Source organism: Roseburia inulinivorans DSM 16841 (genome assembly GCF_000174195.1).
GTDB classification, from domain to species: domain Bacteria; phylum Bacillota; class Clostridia; order Lachnospirales; family Lachnospiraceae; genus Roseburia; species Roseburia inulinivorans.
Map to the genome: position 1 here is coordinate 72,035 of NZ_ACFY01000091.1, position 16,460 is coordinate 88,494.

Here is a 16,460-nt window from a genome sequence, read left to right on the forward strand (position 1 = left end):
CATATGAAAAATTTTCCCAGTCAGTTGAAAAGAATAAAGAAAAAAATACAGACCGAAGAACAGGGCATGATCGTAGTGGAAGCAACCATCTCATTTATGATATTTCTGATGGTCGTGATTGCAATTATTTATCTGACGAATATCTTTATTGTACATAACAAAGTTCAGTTTGCCATTAATTCAACAGCACATCAACTGTCTGGCTACTCATATCTGTATCAGACATTAGGTGTCAGAAAAGCGGAGCAGTGCGTGAAAGCGGACGGAAGCAAATATACAAAGCCGATTGACCAGACAGCAGGACAGGTCATTGATACGATGAACAAAATACAGACTTTTTGGTCGGATGCCAATACAACAGCGGAAATGTTTCAGGATATTGAGGTATCCGGCGAAAATCTGAGCAGTATCTATGAGCAGGCAGATAAAACATTACAGAGTGGAACCTCGACAGTGGAATCTACCAAAAAAACAGTGGAAGACGTAGCATCACTCTGCAAAGATCCCAAATCACTTCTGACAGGAATGATCTACATGGGAGCCTCTGCTGGTTCTTATGCGATAAAAAGTGCAGGTGCAACGGCAGCGGCAGATGTCCTCACAGGGAATTATATCGAGGGAAGCGGCATGAATGCAGATGCATGGCTGCGGGCTCACGGAGTAGTAAACGGTTATGAGGGACTTGACTTTTCGGGCTCTACAATGTTTTGTGACACAGAAAAGCGGATGATCGATATCGTTGTTTCCTATGATATTGAGCTGAAATTTATCAGTTTTATATTGCCGGAAGATACCATTCATGTGATACAGCGTGTCAGTGTGCCAGCATGGTTAGATGGAGATGGAGTTACCTATATACCCTGAATAGACAACAGAGAGAAGAACATGAAAATGAATTTTGCAAGTGTAGTATTGGAGGCAGTTCTGACGACAGGTCTGTATTATGCTTCACAATATCTGATAGATAAAAAATATAATCTGGATTTAAAAAGAAAAATACATGGATTACAGATGGAACGGTAATAGCGGTTGGAATCATTCAGTTTATTGCAGCATTCTGGATCGGCATGAATCGACTGAGCAATCTCACCGTCATACAGACTGCGATGACTTTGATATTTTTCTGTGGGTTAGGAATATTAGCAGTGACGGATATAAAAAGGAAAATAATACCAAATAAAATACTTGTTCTCTTGTTGTTATTTTGGACTGCTGGTGTCAGTATGCTTCTGATTTTGCAGACAGAATTTGGACTCACAATATTGTTTGAGTCGCTGGCAGGAGGAACAATTGGAGGAATCATCTTTTTACTGTGCTATCTTCTGTCGAAAGGGCAGCTTGGCGCAGGTGATGTCAAACTTGTATTTGTGATGGGCTTATATCTTACAGGGGAAAGAATTATCGGAGCTGTTTTTTATGGAACACTTATCTGTTGCGTGTATTCTGTACTGCTTCTGATTCGAAAGAAGATTACGAGAAAAGACGGAGTTCCAATGACACCGTTCCTATATTTAGGGACGATCATTACCTATATTATTATGTAGAGATGGAGAAAACATATGAAATCTAAAAAAGTACTGTTTGTTTTTGGAATTACCATATTGCTTCTAGCCGGCTGGCTGCTTTCGGTGCACAGTTCTACAGGAGCAGAAGTCATAGCGGAACAAAAACAGCTTGTTGAACAGGCAGATCAGCTGGCAGAAAGAAAATTGTATGTCAGGGCGATTGAATTATACAAAGAAGCTTTGCAGAACAAAACCAGTTTGACAGTGGATATTCAGGAAAAATTACTGCAAGCATATGAAGCCTACGAGGATATGGGCGATTACTGTGAACTAGCGGTGAAGCGGGCAGCGGATGGAACGGCGAAGGAAGAAGAATATTTAAAAGCAGCAGAATACTATGTGGAACATGCAGATCTTGAGGAAGCGGTTCCGTTATTGGAAAGTGGAATTGCAAAATTAGAGACGACAGGCTTACAGGATTATCTGGAACAGATACGTTATGCATACACCTTGAGTATTGTTGGATTTGAACAGATCCTTCCAACGGAAGATAACACTCTGATGCCAGCATATAATGGTGAAAAATGGGGTTATATCAACAATAACGGAAGGGTGGAGATCGCATTTGACTATGACAGTGCGACTGCATTCGGAACGGATGGTTTTGCTGTGGTACAGCAAAACGATACATATTATTCAATTTTAAAAAATGGTGACTGGTATGGAGCAGATGATGGCAGCAGTTACGAAAAAATGTCAGATGTACTCATGGTAAGCGGTTCACATATTCTTGGTCAAAGGAAGGGAAGTTATAGTTATTATGATTACGATTTTGAGCCTTTGGCAGAGGCGTTTCAATTTGAAAAGATGACAGGAAATGCATGTGGTGTGGCAGCAGTGTGTAAAGATGGCAAATGGGGTGTGATAACAGATTCGGGTAAGACGGTAACAGACTTTATTTATGAGGATGCGGCTGTTAATTCTCTTGGAAATGCATTTGCAGGTGACAGGGCTATGGTCAAAGAAAATGGAAAATGGCATCTGATAGATACCGAGGGCAACAGAATTGGGGAGCAAGAGTTTGATAATGCAAAAGCTCCGGAAAGTAATGGGTATATCGCTGTTGCAAACAATGATGGCAGGTGGGGATATATTGATCGCAATGGGGAATTGATCATTGATTACCAATATAATGATGCAAAATCGTTTTCGCAGAAGCTGGGAGCAGTGCAGAGTGTAAATGATTGGTGTTATATCAGTATATACAATGAAAAAGTCATTGATGAGCCGCTGCAGGCGGCAGAACCTTTTCATAACGGAATAGCGCAGGCAGAGACTTGTGAAGGAATGTCATTGATAAAACTGAAATATTTTGAAAATGAATAAAGGAGTATCAGGAAAATGAATAAAGAGAGTTTTTCATTGCAAAGTACATTAGAGGCAAATTTTCTGAATGTTATCTTGCCGGAAAATCCGGAGATTGATGAGATCGCTGAAAAAGTAATAAGAGAGGACAAGCCGGATTTTTTAATCTCTTACAGGGATGTGAATATAAACGGAAATATTACTTTGAAGTATAAACTGATCAATACGATTGCTTTAGCATATTCTGACCGGAATATGACAAAAGATCAGTTTATTGTGCTGTACATGAGCTTATTGAATCCGTTCATACAAGGGAAAGACTGGTTTTTGGATTATCATAATTTTTGTATTGACGAAAGATACATTTTTTTAGATAAACAGACAATGAAAGCAAGTTATATTTATGTGCCGGAAGCAAGCTTTCAAAATCAGGATGAAGATATAGTTCAGTTTTTTAAGAAAATTTTCAGTCAGATTAAGATTGTAAATGATCCGGCTTTCCAGGTGACCATGTATCAGTATTTTATATCAGATCATGTGAATTTTACGGACTTATATCAGCTTTTGCAGAAAGAAATGAAAGCAGATATGAAAACAGCCGAGATAAGGATGCCAAAAGTGCCTGAAAAACCGGAGATAAAAAATACCGGGACAAAGAGCATGCAGCCATTGGCGGAACAAAATGTACATGTAAAAGCTGTGGAAGCCAAAGCAGAACAGCAGGTAGAAAACTCTCCATTTGATATTTTTGATACTGGCAAAAAGAAAACAAATTCCGGAGATTCTGCAATTAACGCATTATTTGGTGGAAAAGATAAAAAGAAGGATGACAAATCTGGAAAGGCAGATAAGAAGAACACAGGCTTTAATCTGTTTGGAAAAAGGAAAACAAAAAAGATATAAATGATACAAAGGAAGAACAGCTTGTGGAGAGACAGAAGAATGCAGAAATGCAAAATGTGTATGACAATGCATTCGAGTCAGATAAAACAGAAACGCCACAACAATGTTCAGATATAACTGAAACAGAGGATGAGGGCAATAACTTTGCCGTAAATGCGTATTTAGAATTACTGCACTCAGAAATTCCGGGTGCGATAGAAAGGATAAATCTGAATTTTGCAGGCCCTTATATAACCATAGGCAGAATGTCTTCAGATGAGACAAAACCGGATGTATGTTTTAATAAAGAATTTACCAGAATCGGAAGGAAACATGCCAGAATTGAAAGAGCTGGAAACGGATATTGTATCATTGATCTTGGTTCAGCGAATCATACATTATTAAACGGAAATACTCTGATACCAAATCAGCCGTATCCATTAGAAAATAATGCCATTTTGGAATTTACAAAAAGCAAACCGGTAAAATATAGGGTGGTAATTCTTTCCTGACAGAAGGAGTTGTGCGTGAACAGATTAAAAAGAAGAAGCAGATTATGTGTTGGATGTAAAACGTATATTGGAAATACACGGGATGAAAATCAGGATTCAATTGTGCTAAGAGCATTACAGCAACAACAAAAATATTTTGTTGTTGCTGCTGTGTGTGATGGCATAGGTGGATTGGAACATGGTGAACTGGCATCACAGATTGTCATAAAACAGATTGAAGAATGGTATCTGCAGATTAACAGCTGGATTGATATTGAAACTGTAGATATAGAAATACTTATCTGTCATCTGAAAGATCTTGCAGAGGAGTGTAATGCAACAGTAAGAAAGCTGCAGCAGGAAAAAATATTCATACAGGAACAACGATGTCACTTTTCATGCTTGTGAGAAATTATTATTTTATCATCCAGGTGGGCGATAGCAGAGTGTATTTGTACAGGGAGAAACGATTACATCAGCTGACCGTAGATGCAAGCACTACGAAATTGAAAAATGGCAGGATGAAACAGTATTTAAATAATTATCTGGGGAAGTCAGATGAACTCTGGTTTTCATGTGAAAATGGTGAGATTCTGCCGCAGGATATTTTTGTTATCTGTTCAGATGGATTTTATCATTATTTCAGTGAAAACGATATGAGACAGTATGAGACTATGATAAGAAAAAAGCAGAGGACAAATGAAGTATGTGACATATTGATTAATACAATGATGGAGCGGGGCGAGAGAGATAATATATCTGTTGGCTTCGTTACAGTATGAGGAAAATAATATGGGTGGAGTATCACAGATGGACAGCTGGTTTTATGGTGGAATCATACTTATGGGAGTAGCTGTTTTGCTGGCAGTTGTAAGTATAGTCATTTTTAAGATAAAAAGAAAAAATTGCAGCAAGATTAAAGGATAAGTATGGAGAGTATATATAAAACTTATAACAGATAAGGAAAAGAATGATGTCTCAGGTAATAGCAGGAATTTATGAAATTGATCAGAAAATTGGTGCCGGTGGCGGCGGGGTTGTATATCTTGGAAGACACCTGCGTCTTCAGAAACTGGTTGTGTTAAAAGCAGACAGGAGAAATCTGAATACCAGACCGGAAGCGTTAAGACGTGAAGTGGATATGCTGAAAAATCTTAGTCATACTTATATACCACAGGTCTATGATTTTGTTCAGGAAAATGGTGTGGTCTATACCGTTATGGACTATATTGAAGGCGAGAGTCTCGACAAAATACTGGCGAGAGGTGAAAAAATAGCGCAGCCACTGATTGTAAAATACGCCTGCCAGCTGTTGGAAGCATTGGACTATCTGCATAAACGCCCACCACATGGAATCCTGCATGGAGATATAAAACCGGCAAATATCATGCTGCGGCCAAACGGAGATATCTGTCTGATTGACTTTAATATTGCACTTGCATTAGGGGAAGACGGTGCGGTAAAAGTAGGATTCAGCAGGGGATATGCCTCTCCGGAACATTACAGTGCAGATTTTATTCGTTATGAGGATAGTGAAAAAACAGTTCGCGATGACAGCGAAAAGACGGTGACAGACACAAAGAATGTTTCTTTCTCAGCAGGAAGTGTTACACGGGGACAAGCTGGAAAACTTCTGGATGTAAGGTCGGATATTTACAGTCTTGGGGCAACACTGTATCATCTGATATCTGGCAGACGTCCGGCACAGAATGCAGAGCAGGTTCTTCCGTTAAACAAGAAGGATTGCAGCATAGAAGTTGCAGAGATTATCAATAAGGCAATGGAACCAAAGCCAGAAAACCGATACCAGACGGCAGAGGAGATGCTGCAGGCGTTTTTACATCTGAAACAAAATGATCTGGAAATGATCCGTTATAAAAAGCAGGTAAGAGCTGTGGGAATATTTCTTTTTCTGCTTCTTATGACAGGAGTTGGCGGTATGCTGCTTGGCCTGAAACAGAGAGGGGATTATCAGGAAGCGTTAAAACTTTCACAATATTCAGGAGAAAAGCTGAAAAAAGGGGATGTGTCAGGAGCAATCCGAAATGCGTTGGACGCTATCCCTGATAAAAAGAGTGTTTTCACAGTGCCGGTAACAGCGGAAGCACAAAAAGCACTCTCGGATGCATTGGGAGTATATGATCTCTCAGATGGATTTGGAAGTTATGATTCATTGGAGCTTCCTGCAGCACCTTTTGACATGACATTATCGCCGGATGGAAAAAAGTTAGCGGTTGTGTATGGATATGAAGTGACAGTTTATGATCTGGATGATGGTTCTGAAATTGTTTCGCTTCCAATACAAAAATCGGCATTGTCAGACTGCGTTTTTGTTGACGATAGAAGGGTCGTCTATGCTTCTGACCACGGAACGACAGCGTATGATATTGCGGAGAAAAGAGAACTGTGGTGTGGAGAGGCAAGTACAATTCTGGCTGTTTCAGAAGACAAAAAGGTTGTTGCAGCAGTTAATTGCGAACAGAATGCAGCCACTATTTATGATATCAGGACAGGGGAAGTGTCAGGGCAGTGTTCATTTGAAAACCGGCATTTGACGACTGCTGAAAATGATATTTTTGCAGATCCAAAAGACTATATATTTCGATTGAGTGCAGATGGAAAATGGCTTGCTGTAAGCTTCTCAGATGGTGGACTGACAGTTTTTGACTGGAAAAACCCGGAAAATACCTTTGATATCTATGAGCAGTCAGACTACATACAGTTCGAAGGCGGTTTTTGTGGAACTACTTTTGCATATGCAGCAAAAAATAATCAGAAGTCGATTTTTGGAATGACGGATGTAGAACAGAATGAAGATGTGATGGAAGCACAATCCGATATGTCTTACATTGTACAGGCTGACAGCAGAGGAATTTTTTTGGCAAATGAAAATCTGCTGGTAAAATTGGACACTTCTAGAGAACAGACAGAACTTGCATATGTACAGGACGAAAATATCACCGGTTTTTCCGTTGGAGAAAGATTTATTGCAGTAGCAGAAGAAAATCAGAAGGTTGCAGTGTTTGACAGTGGAGCAACGTTGGTTATGAGTGATACATGTGAGAAAAATAGTGATTTTGTGTTGATGGGGCACGAATATGTCACGGCAGCGAACCGTGATGAACCGGTGGTAAGAATCTGGAAGGCAGAGGAACACAGTGATGCAGCAATTTTTACCTATGATGCCAGTTATAAACATGAAGAGGCAAGAGTGAGTACAGATGGAAACACTGCAATGCTTTTTGGAATCAACGGATTTCGAATATATGACAGAGATGGAAAACTTTGCAATGAGACAGAACTGGAGAATCCTGAGAGCATTTATGATGAGCAGTTCAAAAAGAGCCGGAGTCTTATCTGGAAGTGACATGGTATGACGGAACTGTGAGAACTTACAGTGCGGCAGATGGAACCCTGCTGTCGGAAGAAAAGGGTGAAAAACCGGATAGGACGTTAGATGAAACATTTTTAACAGAAAATTATGAAATCAGGTCATCCCTTCATGATGCGCCACAGGTTTATGATCGTGTATCGGGAAAGTGGCTTGCATCTCTGGAAAAAGAGGATTATCTGACGTATGTGACGCAGGTACAGGAAGATATTTTGACAGAATATATCAGCACAACAGGTGGCAGGTATGGAATCCTGTTAAATGACAGATTGGAAGAGATCGCATATCTGCCGAATGTGTGTGATGTTGTGGAGGATACTTTTATTTTTGATACAGGTTCTGGGGAATTGCGGCAATGCCGTTTATATTCCCTCCAGGAGTTGGTTGCCCTTGGAGAGAGTTACATAGAATAAAGGAAGGAGTTTTGTTTATGAAACATATGAGAAAGGGGATTGCACTGTTGCTGGCAGCTATGATGGTTATGCCAAATATGCCGGCGTCTGCCGAAAATGTGCAATCGGAAACACAGACGGAAGAAGTCGCAGATGTAACGGAAACAACGGAGAAAGCGGCACAGAATGTAGAAGAAACACAAGTGCAGGAAGAAATAGAATCTGCAGATGATGCTTCGGTATTCTATAACACCGGAAATTATGAAGTTGGTATTATGGAGGATGATTTTGCGGAAGATGGAAGCTATACGATCAATATACCGGAGGAGAATCCATTTTTCCCTTATGAAGTACAGTTTACCTGTGATGGTGAAGTGACGGACGAATGGTTTATGACACCGGATGATACGGTTGAGATTGGTGGACATACGTTTAAGGTATCTGCCTATTTTGACAATACGGTTGTGACACAAATGAGCTTAAATGTGGCAGGAGATACGGTGACTGTTTATCCGGAGAAGAAAGAGTTCACAAATGATGGTGATGGAACAATGGAGATGTCACTGCTTCCATTGACACAAAGAAATCTGACGGTGGATCTGACAGGCTATACACCAATAGAACTGACAATGGTTTCTACTGACAGTATATTTACCGGGGCTGATGCGTTGAAGGATACGGATAAGGTTGTATGGAAGAGTGCCTATTATGATGATGATTATTCCATCAGCCAGTCTGGAGATAAACTGGATTTAAGTACCAACACAAGTAATGGCAGTTCAAGCTGGGAGATGATTACTGGTTCTGGAGATCAGTTAGATAAAAATGATGTAAGATATTATGTACAGGTGAATACAACAGCTTCTCAAAACTGGCTGATACCAACCGTATATGGAAATAATGCCGAAGGCATCAGGGAAGAACTTATGGTATCAGATTCACAGTATTATGATTATGAGAAAGAGACGCGTAAGTATACTGTTACGGCAGTAGATATAACGCATTCGAATAAATGGTTAGCGTTAAAAGTGAATGAACAGATTTATCAGAATCCGAAATATAGCACTTTGAAAGTATATGAAGGCAAATACGATAGTATCACAGATGCGAAGAATGCAGTAGAAATTACAGATAAAATATTTGCAGCTGATATGACACAGAATGGTGCCGGGTATGAAGTAAAAGATTGGCATGATAGTTGGATTACCATTGTGACATTTGATGCTGCGGGAAATGAAACGGGAATTTTACCAGTATGCATTAATCTATATAATACAACTCCAGATGGATATATGGGATCAGGTTCAGTTATGAAATATCAGAATGGATACTATAATTATATAGATAAAACAAGCCACATTACAAGTGATTCAACAGGTACAAATCTGACTTTTGAATTGTATAAAGGATATTCGGTATCAGAAGCATATTATGTATATTTATACTATTATAAAATGGGCAAACAAAATAATGCAGCAGTGACAGCAGCATTTGAAGGACGGTATGCTTCAATTTCTGAAGCACAGACAGCAGGGTCAATGGATGTTAAAGACGATTTGTTTAGATTAAATGGGAAAGAGGGATATAAAGCAGATTATAGCCAGGGAGTAGATTTTACAATTTTTGTTGGCAATGACGGTGATTTGAATCAGGAAATTTATCATTATACTGTAAAAACGGTTGAGGGACAGACAACAAAGCCAAATTATTCTTCAAATTCTACAAGTGTGGACTTTACTGGATTGATGGATCAAAATGGTAACTTTGTTGCAGTGGATTTTATACAACCGACAGAAGATTCCTATGCAGAATTTAATTATTTGACGATAACAGTTTTTGATGATACTGATTTAAGTAAAATTGCACCATGTTTTAATACAGACAGAGGAGTGAGTTTGTATGCAGAAAATGGTAATTCCAAAGAGGTCAGTGGCATGAGTTATCATGATTTCTCAAATGGACCTGTGCAGTACACTGCCGTTGCAGAAGATGGAAAAGCATCAAAAAATTATTGGCTTCAAGTTGCCAAGAGAACAAGTGGCAATAATCTGTATGTTAATAGCCTTGCAGATACACAAGCTAAAACTGTGAACCAGAATGGTGTTATTTATTCAATTAGAGAAGTAATGTTGGATGGTTATCACAATTATTATCATGATATAGTATTGGCTAATATGGGTACACAGTCGATTCCAAATTTGAAAGTAGAATTAAATTCAGATCAGGTGGTACTTGATCAATATTGGACATTAAGTGGAAATTATGAATTGTCACCTTTGGGATATGATAACGGAAGTGTAAAGGCGGAGAATCTTGCAAAAATCCGCCTGAAACCCAAGGATGGTGTTGAAGCAGGTACAAATGTATCGGGTACGGTAACTATTAAATCAGGGGAAACAGCACTGATGGTTTTGACATTGACAGGTATGGTGGGTGACCCGAGTATTATTACAAAAGACATTCCGGCGGCTGTTAAGTATGTGCCGTATGGAACTGTTATTCAGAATAATAATAAATACAGTTGGAACAAGACATCATATACTATGGTAAGCGGAACACTTCCGGCAGGTATGGTGATCAGAGAAAACGGTGAAATATATGGTGTGCCACAGGAAACAGGTGAATTTACTTTTACAGTGCAATTAAATAATAGTGAGAGTAGTTTTAAGTCTGATGAAGAAACTTATACTTTAAAAGTACTGGATAATACAAATGACAACGTTGAAAACGCAACAGATTCCGGTTATGAATTAAGAGAACGCTTAAGCAATGTTGTAGTGGGAACAACTGGAGCAGATTCACAGAACTTTGTTTCGATAGGAGATCTTGATGAATTTCAGTCATTGTATCTGGATGGTCAGGAACTGACAAAGGGAAGTGATTATTCCGCAGAAAGAGGAAGTACAAGAATTACAATTTCCACACAGACACTTTCACGTGGAGGAAAAGGTTCCCACACAATCGCACTTGAGTTCCGTCAAAAAGATACGGATACATTAAAACGTGCGGCACAGAATTACATTGTCAGTGATGAGAAAGCCAATTCTGGAAACAACAGCAGTAATGGAAATTCCGGCAACAGCGGAGATCAGAACTCCGGCAATAGCGGAAACAGCAGTGGCGGAAGTAGCAGTGGTGGAAATAGTAATGGTGGAAGCAGCACATCAAATGTGACAGCAACAAATGGAACTGTATCGCAGACAGAAAAAGATTCCCAGATTGTCAAACAAAAGACAATCACATATATGGTAGCTGCGGGAGATACTTTGAGCAAAATTGCATTGAAAATGTATGGAGATCGTAAATTCTGGAGAAAAATATATGCAGATAATAAGGATGTGTTAAAAAATCCAAACCGTATTTATGTTGGACAGAGGCTGACATTGTATTTTGATTTGGATGAAACACAAAATCAAAGTGATGCAGATGCAACAGTTAAGACGAATACATATGTGATCAAGCCGGGGGATACACTGTGGAAGATTGCAACAAAATTGTACAATAAAGGATATTATTGGAAGAATATCTATGAAGCTAACCGCAAGACAATAAAGAGTCCTGAAAGGATTCGTGTAGGTCAGATGATTGAGCTTCCATAAAACGAAGATGAAGAAGAAAAGAAAAATATGAATATATAATATCGTATTTAAATCATACATATCATGGTGAGTACACAATAAGCAAATGTAATTTTACAAAAAGTGATATTGGTATTATGGCAGGTAGGTATATGTATGATTTTGCAGTTAGTGACAGTATGGGAAACCATTATGTTGTAACATATAATAGTTATTGGCCGTTAAGTGAACAGAGTGTAGAAGATATTAAAGTAGAGAAGAAGTAATAATAAAGGAAGTTTGATAAGCTAAAATGCCTTTCAGACTTCCTTTATTTTATATGGGATAAAGCAAAAAGAAATGCGATCATGCAAAATATTCCGGTGTTATTCAGCAGTGATAAAAATAAGTTTTTGATAAAATCTGTAGTTCGAGGTTTAAAATAGATGATGGAGATGAGTTTTAATAATTCGTAATAAACAATACACAGTAAATATGCGAACCACGAAAAATGTAACAATGTAGAAAGTGTGCTTAATGGAAGAAAAACAGCTAATTCCAGCAGAAACTCAGAGGGTGTGATGTTACAGTGGCAGGAAGGACACTGTCCCCTGTTTTTCAGATAAGCAAATAGAGGTATTTGGTCGCGCAAACGGATTTTCTGATGGCAAATTGGACAATAACAGTGTGGTGCATTTATTGAAAGGGTTGTATTCTTCTGTAATCGCAGAATATCTGTTGTCGAATAGCCGCCTAAAATATAAAAGGATATGTAAATGCAAAAATAAACAATGTAAGTTTTCATAAGACTCCAATATGTATATAAGATGTACTTATTGTAACAAAATCAACGTGATACCACAAGTCAGTTTATGTTATGTCAAAAACAAATTGACAATTTTTTCGATGCAAGTTATGGTAATAAGGTAATCTTTTTTATCAAAATTGAGGGTGCAAGGTCTGCATAAAAATCCAGTTAAAACTGCAAGTGCAATAGATGCAAAAATTGTTTGGTGCATTGAAGAGGCAAAATTATCATGGTAAAATATCCGAAAAATCGGAAAAACATCAGGAGATTGTACATGAAGATATACGAAAAAATATTTGAAAGACTTGAAGAATTAAATATGAGTCAGATAGAGTTATCAGGAAGAACAGGCATTGCAACCAGTACGATAAGTGACTGGAGAAAGAAGCAGATTAATCCGCAAGCAGATAAGCTGGTGCCTATATGCAAAGCACTTGAAATGTCAATTACGGATCTTTTGTGTGATGAAGATGATAAGAAAAATAAAGTTTTGTCGAGAGATTATGTAGGTGAAGATCATATACTTATTGAAAAAAATATAAGTTCTACTATTGGTGTTAAAAGAAGGATACTGAACTTTTATGAGCAAATGGAAGTCAATAAAGTTGAAACAGATTTAATTGATAATACTACTGAGAGAAATATCTCAATTATCAGGGATGTTGACGGAAATAATATAGTGTTGATTAATGATATATTATTCAAGTCCAGAAGGTCTATTGAATGGGATGAGATAGAGAAGCTGCTGAGAAAATTTATTGGAAATTATTATGAAATTGCAGAGACGGCAGAAAAGATATATATTGGATCAGATTTTCCAGATGAATTTGCACATTCAAAATATACAAAGGCAATAAAGGGAGCCAATGAAAAGGCGAAAGCAAATTCTGTATCTGCTATTGGTGATCTGATATCAATTGCTGATAATAAAATGATGTATCCAGATTATGAAAAAAAACATGGCCGCAAGGCAAAAAAATGGTTGGTATCGTTATGATACAAGATTTGGGATTCCTGTTTATGATGAATCAGGAGAAATAAAAAGATACAATATTTTTAAAGCGCGAATGTTAGTTCGTTGTGACGAGAAGAAAAATCTTTATTTATATGATATTGTGCAAATAAAAAAGGAAACGAGCACGCCGCTTGAGTAAAAACTGTACGGTAGAAAACTTCATTTCCTTGAATTGCATTCTAGCAGACAATAGGATGATTGTCAACCCGGCTTTTCCAACCATCCCCCACTTCTGAACAGAATGTGGTATCCAGTCAGAAACTTGCTATTTTCAGCATTTCTCCTAGTAGACAACGATCTCATTTTATGCCTATAATACAGTTACATTTAACGTTATCATTTATGCGATAGATTTGTTATACTTAAGTAGAAATAGCAAAAAAATAGTTTGGAGAGGCAGCTATGGCAGAATTTATAAAATTACCTGTTGGAATTGAAAATTTTGAAAAAATCCGCAGAGATGGTTTTTATTATGTTGATAAAACCGGTCTGATCGAGCAGCTTTTAAATAACTGGGGAGAGGTCAATCTGTTCACGCGTCCACGTCGGTTTGGTAAGACATTGAATATGAGTATGCTCAAATGTTTCTTTGAAATCGGTACAGATCAGTCGCTGTTTGACGGATTATATATTTCTAAGAATAAGGCTTTATGTGATGCATATATGGGAAAGTATCCGGTCATATCAATCAGTTTAAAAGGGGTAAATGCAGACAGTTACGAGAATGCACGCAGCCTGCTGAAACGGATTGTGATGGAAGAAGCGAAAATGCACCGGATTATCATGAGTGGAAATAGGTTAGATGACATAGACAAGGCAGAATATATGTCACTTGTTACAGGAGAAATGGGCGAGGACACGCTTGTATACAGTATGAAAACGCTGACTGCATTACTGGAAAAGTATTATGAAAAAAAAGTGATTGTACTCATTGATGAGTATGATGTACCTCTTGCCAAGGCAAACGAGAATGGTTACTATGACCAGATGGTTTTACTTGTCAGAAATTTATTTGAAAACGTGTTAAAGACAAACAGCAGTTTAAAATTTGCAGTTTTAACAGGATGTCTGCGTGTGGCAAAGGAGAGCATTTTTACAGGACTGAACAATTTTAAGACAAATTCAATCCTTGATGAGGAGTATGATGAGACGTTTGGATTTGTCGATGATGAAGTGAAAGAAATGCTTCATTATTATGGTCAGGATACACATTATGAGACAGTAAAAGAGTGGTATGACGGATACCGCTTTGGAAATGTAGATGTTTATTGCCCGTGGGACGTCATTAATTATTGCGATGCACATAGAAGGAATCCGATGCTTCCACCGGAGAATTATTGGACTAACACCAGTGGAAACGATGTGCTGAAACATTTTATAGAAAGTGCAGGAGCAGCAAAGGGGCTGGCAAAAACAGACTTAGAGAGACTTGTAAATGGTGAAATCGTAGAAAAAGATATACGTGAGGATCTGACTTATAATGAACTGTATGCATCCATGGATAACCTTTGGAGTACACTTTTCATGGCGGGATATCTTACACATAAAGGCAGAGTTGATACAAAAAGATTCAGACTTGCAGTGCCAAACAGAGAAATCCGGAACATTATCACGGAGCAGGTTCTGGCTTTGTTTAAGCAGAATGTGGAAAAAGACGGACAGCTTCCGTGACACATTCCAAGAAAGATGTAACATGTAAAAATGTTGCATCTTTCTTTTTTATTGTTGCAGTCTGCGGTCAATTGGTTGCAATGTAAAAACGAACATGATAATGTAATAGTAACAGGAAACGGAAGATGCGCAGAAGCGCAAAACAAGGAGGCTAAATCCTCTCCTCACAAGGGTTCGGATTTTGCTTCGCAAAACAAGGAGGATTTTATGATCTGGGAAGATGTATTAGCAAAATTTAAAGAGTTATTCGGGGATGAGGGTGAAATCGGTGTTTATTTTGCACCGGGACGTGTGAACATGATCGGTGAGCATACCGATTACAACGGAGGACACGTTTTCCCTTGTGCACTCACCATTGGTACATATGGTGTGGCAAGAAAAAGAAATGACAAGAAACTTCGTTTCTATTCCATGAATTTTGAGCAGCTCGGTGTGATTGAGTCCTCAGTAGAAGGATTAAAGCCGGAAAAAGAAGCTGACTGGACGAACTATCCAAAGGGAGTTATGTGGGCGTTTGGCGAGAAGGGAATGAAAGTAGAGCAGGGCATGGATCTTGTTTTATTTGGCAATATTCCAAACGGCTCCGGACTTTCTTCTTCTGCATCAGTTGAAGTTCTGACCGGATATATTTTAAAAGATATGTTTGGATTTGACGTAACAAATCAGGATCTTGCGCTGATCGGACAGTTCTCTGAAAATAAATTCAACGGCGTAAACTGTGGTATCATGGATCAGTTTGCGATTGCAATGGGAAAAGCAGGTCATGCGATTTTCCTTGACACAGCAACTTTAAAATATGAGTATGCACCGATCAAGCTGGAAAATGCAAAGATTGTGATCTCCTGCAGCAACAAAAAACGTGGGCTTGGAGATTCCAAATACAATGAGAGAAGAAGTGAGTGCGAGACTGCATTAGCAGAACTCCAGAAAGTCGTTAAAATTGATTCCCTCGGTGATCTTACAGAGGAACAGTTTGAACAGTACAAAGATGCGATCAAGGATCCTGTCAGAGTAAAACGTGCAAAACATGCTGTCTATGAGAACCAGAGAACCATCAAGGCAGTGGAAGCATTAAAGAATAACGATGTTGCTCTGTTTGGCGAGTTGATGAACGCCTCCCATGTGTCCCTTCGTGATGATTACGAAGTAACCGGTATCGAGCTTGACACATTGGTGGAAGAAGCATGGAAAGTAGACGGAGTGATCGGTTCCCGCATGACAGGTGCAGGATTCGGTGGATGTACCGTCAGCATCGTAAAGGATGAGGCAGTGGATTCCTTTATTGAAAAAGTAGGTGCTGCTTACAAAGATAAGATTGGTTATGCAGCTGATTTCTATGTAGTGGAGATCGGTGATGGTCCTGTAAAACTGGCTTAGTGATTT

General features: G+C 38.5%; 17 protein-coding genes. 16 read left to right on the forward strand and 1 reads right to left on the reverse strand.

Annotation, left to right across the window (positions count from 1 at the left end; genetic code table 11):
• Window positions 1–3: 3 nt before the first annotated feature.
• The 13 genes from ROSEINA2194_RS10055 (at window position 4) to ROSEINA2194_RS22500 (ending at window position 11,870) form a co-directional block, all read left to right on the forward strand.
• Entirely contained in the window at window positions 4–864 is an 861-nt protein-coding gene (locus tag ROSEINA2194_RS10055; RefSeq protein WP_007886355.1) for a TadE/TadG family type IV pilus assembly protein, read from the forward strand.
• Between the two features lie 21 nt (window positions 865–885).
• Window positions 886–1,023: a hypothetical protein gene (locus tag ROSEINA2194_RS21495; RefSeq protein ID WP_007886356.1), complete on the forward strand. Its 138-nt coding sequence runs from the start codon at window positions 886–888 to the stop codon at window positions 1,021–1,023.
• 83 nt (window positions 1,024–1,106) lie between these two features.
• The gene (locus ROSEINA2194_RS10060; protein WP_252832589.1) at window positions 1,107–1,544 is read left to right on the forward strand and encodes a prepilin peptidase; all 438 of its coding nucleotides are present in this window, start codon (window positions 1,107–1,109) and stop codon (window positions 1,542–1,544) included.
• A 15-nt stretch (window positions 1,545–1,559) separates the two neighbouring features.
• On the forward strand, window positions 1,560–2,891 hold the full coding sequence (locus ROSEINA2194_RS10065) for a WG repeat-containing protein (RefSeq protein ID WP_007886358.1): 1,332 nt from the start codon (window positions 1,560–1,562) through the stop codon (window positions 2,889–2,891).
• A 15-nt stretch (window positions 2,892–2,906) separates the two neighbouring features.
• On the forward strand, window positions 2,907–3,773 hold the full coding sequence (locus tag ROSEINA2194_RS10070) for a DUF6382 domain-containing protein (RefSeq protein WP_007886359.1): 867 nt from the start codon (window positions 2,907–2,909) through the stop codon (window positions 3,771–3,773).
• A 23-nt stretch (window positions 3,774–3,796) separates the two neighbouring features.
• Window positions 3,797–4,264 carry an FHA domain-containing protein gene (locus tag ROSEINA2194_RS10075; RefSeq protein WP_007886360.1) on the forward strand — a complete coding sequence of 156 codons (468 nt, stop codon included), beginning with the start codon at window positions 3,797–3,799 and terminating at the stop codon, window positions 4,262–4,264.
• Between the two features lie 15 nt (window positions 4,265–4,279).
• Window positions 4,280–4,651, forward strand: coding sequence for a hypothetical protein (locus tag ROSEINA2194_RS10080; RefSeq protein WP_044927596.1), 372 nt, complete (start codon window positions 4,280–4,282; stop codon window positions 4,649–4,651).
• Window positions 4,630–5,025, forward strand: a complete 396-nt coding sequence (locus ROSEINA2194_RS10085) for a PP2C family protein-serine/threonine phosphatase (protein ID WP_172727089.1) — start codon at window positions 4,630–4,632, stop codon at window positions 5,023–5,025. The genes ROSEINA2194_RS10080 and ROSEINA2194_RS10085 overlap by 22 nt, the downstream gene beginning before the upstream one ends.
• Window positions 5,026–5,035: 10 nt before the next feature.
• Window positions 5,036–5,170: a hypothetical protein gene (locus ROSEINA2194_RS22495; RefSeq protein ID WP_007886365.1), complete on the forward strand. Its 135-nt coding sequence runs from the start codon at window positions 5,036–5,038 to the stop codon at window positions 5,168–5,170.
• 43 nt (window positions 5,171–5,213) lie between these two features.
• Entirely contained in the window at window positions 5,214–7,610 is a 2,397-nt protein-coding gene (locus ROSEINA2194_RS19760; protein WP_007886366.1) for a serine/threonine-protein kinase, read from the forward strand.
• A complete protein-coding gene (locus ROSEINA2194_RS21100; RefSeq protein WP_007886367.1) occupies window positions 7,607–8,047 on the forward strand; it encodes a hypothetical protein in 441 nt (146 codons plus the stop codon). The genes ROSEINA2194_RS19760 and ROSEINA2194_RS21100 overlap by 4 nt, the downstream gene beginning before the upstream one ends.
• A 17-nt stretch (window positions 8,048–8,064) precedes the next feature.
• The gene (locus ROSEINA2194_RS19765; protein ID WP_007886368.1) at window positions 8,065–11,625 is read left to right on the forward strand and encodes a LysM peptidoglycan-binding domain-containing protein; all 3,561 of its coding nucleotides are present in this window, start codon (window positions 8,065–8,067) and stop codon (window positions 11,623–11,625) included.
• A gap of 116 nt (window positions 11,626–11,741) precedes the next feature.
• Complete coding sequence (locus tag ROSEINA2194_RS22500) at window positions 11,742–11,870, forward strand: hypothetical protein (RefSeq protein ID WP_007886369.1); 129 nt, start codon at window positions 11,742–11,744, stop codon at window positions 11,868–11,870.
• A 44-nt stretch (window positions 11,871–11,914) separates the two neighbouring features.
• Here ROSEINA2194_RS22500 and ROSEINA2194_RS23800 read toward each other — a convergent pair whose 3' ends face one another.
• Window positions 11,915–12,388 carry a prepilin peptidase gene (locus tag ROSEINA2194_RS23800; protein ID WP_007886370.1) on the reverse strand — a complete coding sequence of 158 codons (474 nt, stop codon included), beginning with the start codon at window positions 12,386–12,388 and terminating at the stop codon, window positions 11,915–11,917.
• Window positions 12,389–12,665: 277 nt separating this feature from the next.
• Here ROSEINA2194_RS23800 and ROSEINA2194_RS10105 point away from each other — a divergent pair, with 277 nt between their 5' ends.
• The 3 genes from ROSEINA2194_RS10105 (at window position 12,666) to ROSEINA2194_RS10115 (ending at window position 16,454) form a co-directional block, all read left to right on the forward strand.
• The gene (locus ROSEINA2194_RS10105; protein WP_252832585.1) at window positions 12,666–13,388 is read left to right on the forward strand and encodes a helix-turn-helix domain-containing protein; all 723 of its coding nucleotides are present in this window, start codon (window positions 12,666–12,668) and stop codon (window positions 13,386–13,388) included.
• Between the two features lie 420 nt (window positions 13,389–13,808).
• Window positions 13,809–15,077, forward strand: coding sequence for an AAA family ATPase (locus tag ROSEINA2194_RS10110; protein WP_007886372.1), 1,269 nt, complete (start codon window positions 13,809–13,811; stop codon window positions 15,075–15,077).
• Window positions 15,078–15,284: 207 nt separating this feature from the next.
• Window positions 15,285–16,454, forward strand: coding sequence for a galactokinase (locus ROSEINA2194_RS10115; protein ID WP_044927598.1), 1,170 nt, complete (start codon window positions 15,285–15,287; stop codon window positions 16,452–16,454).
• The last annotated feature ends 6 nt before the right edge of the window (window positions 16,455–16,460 follow it).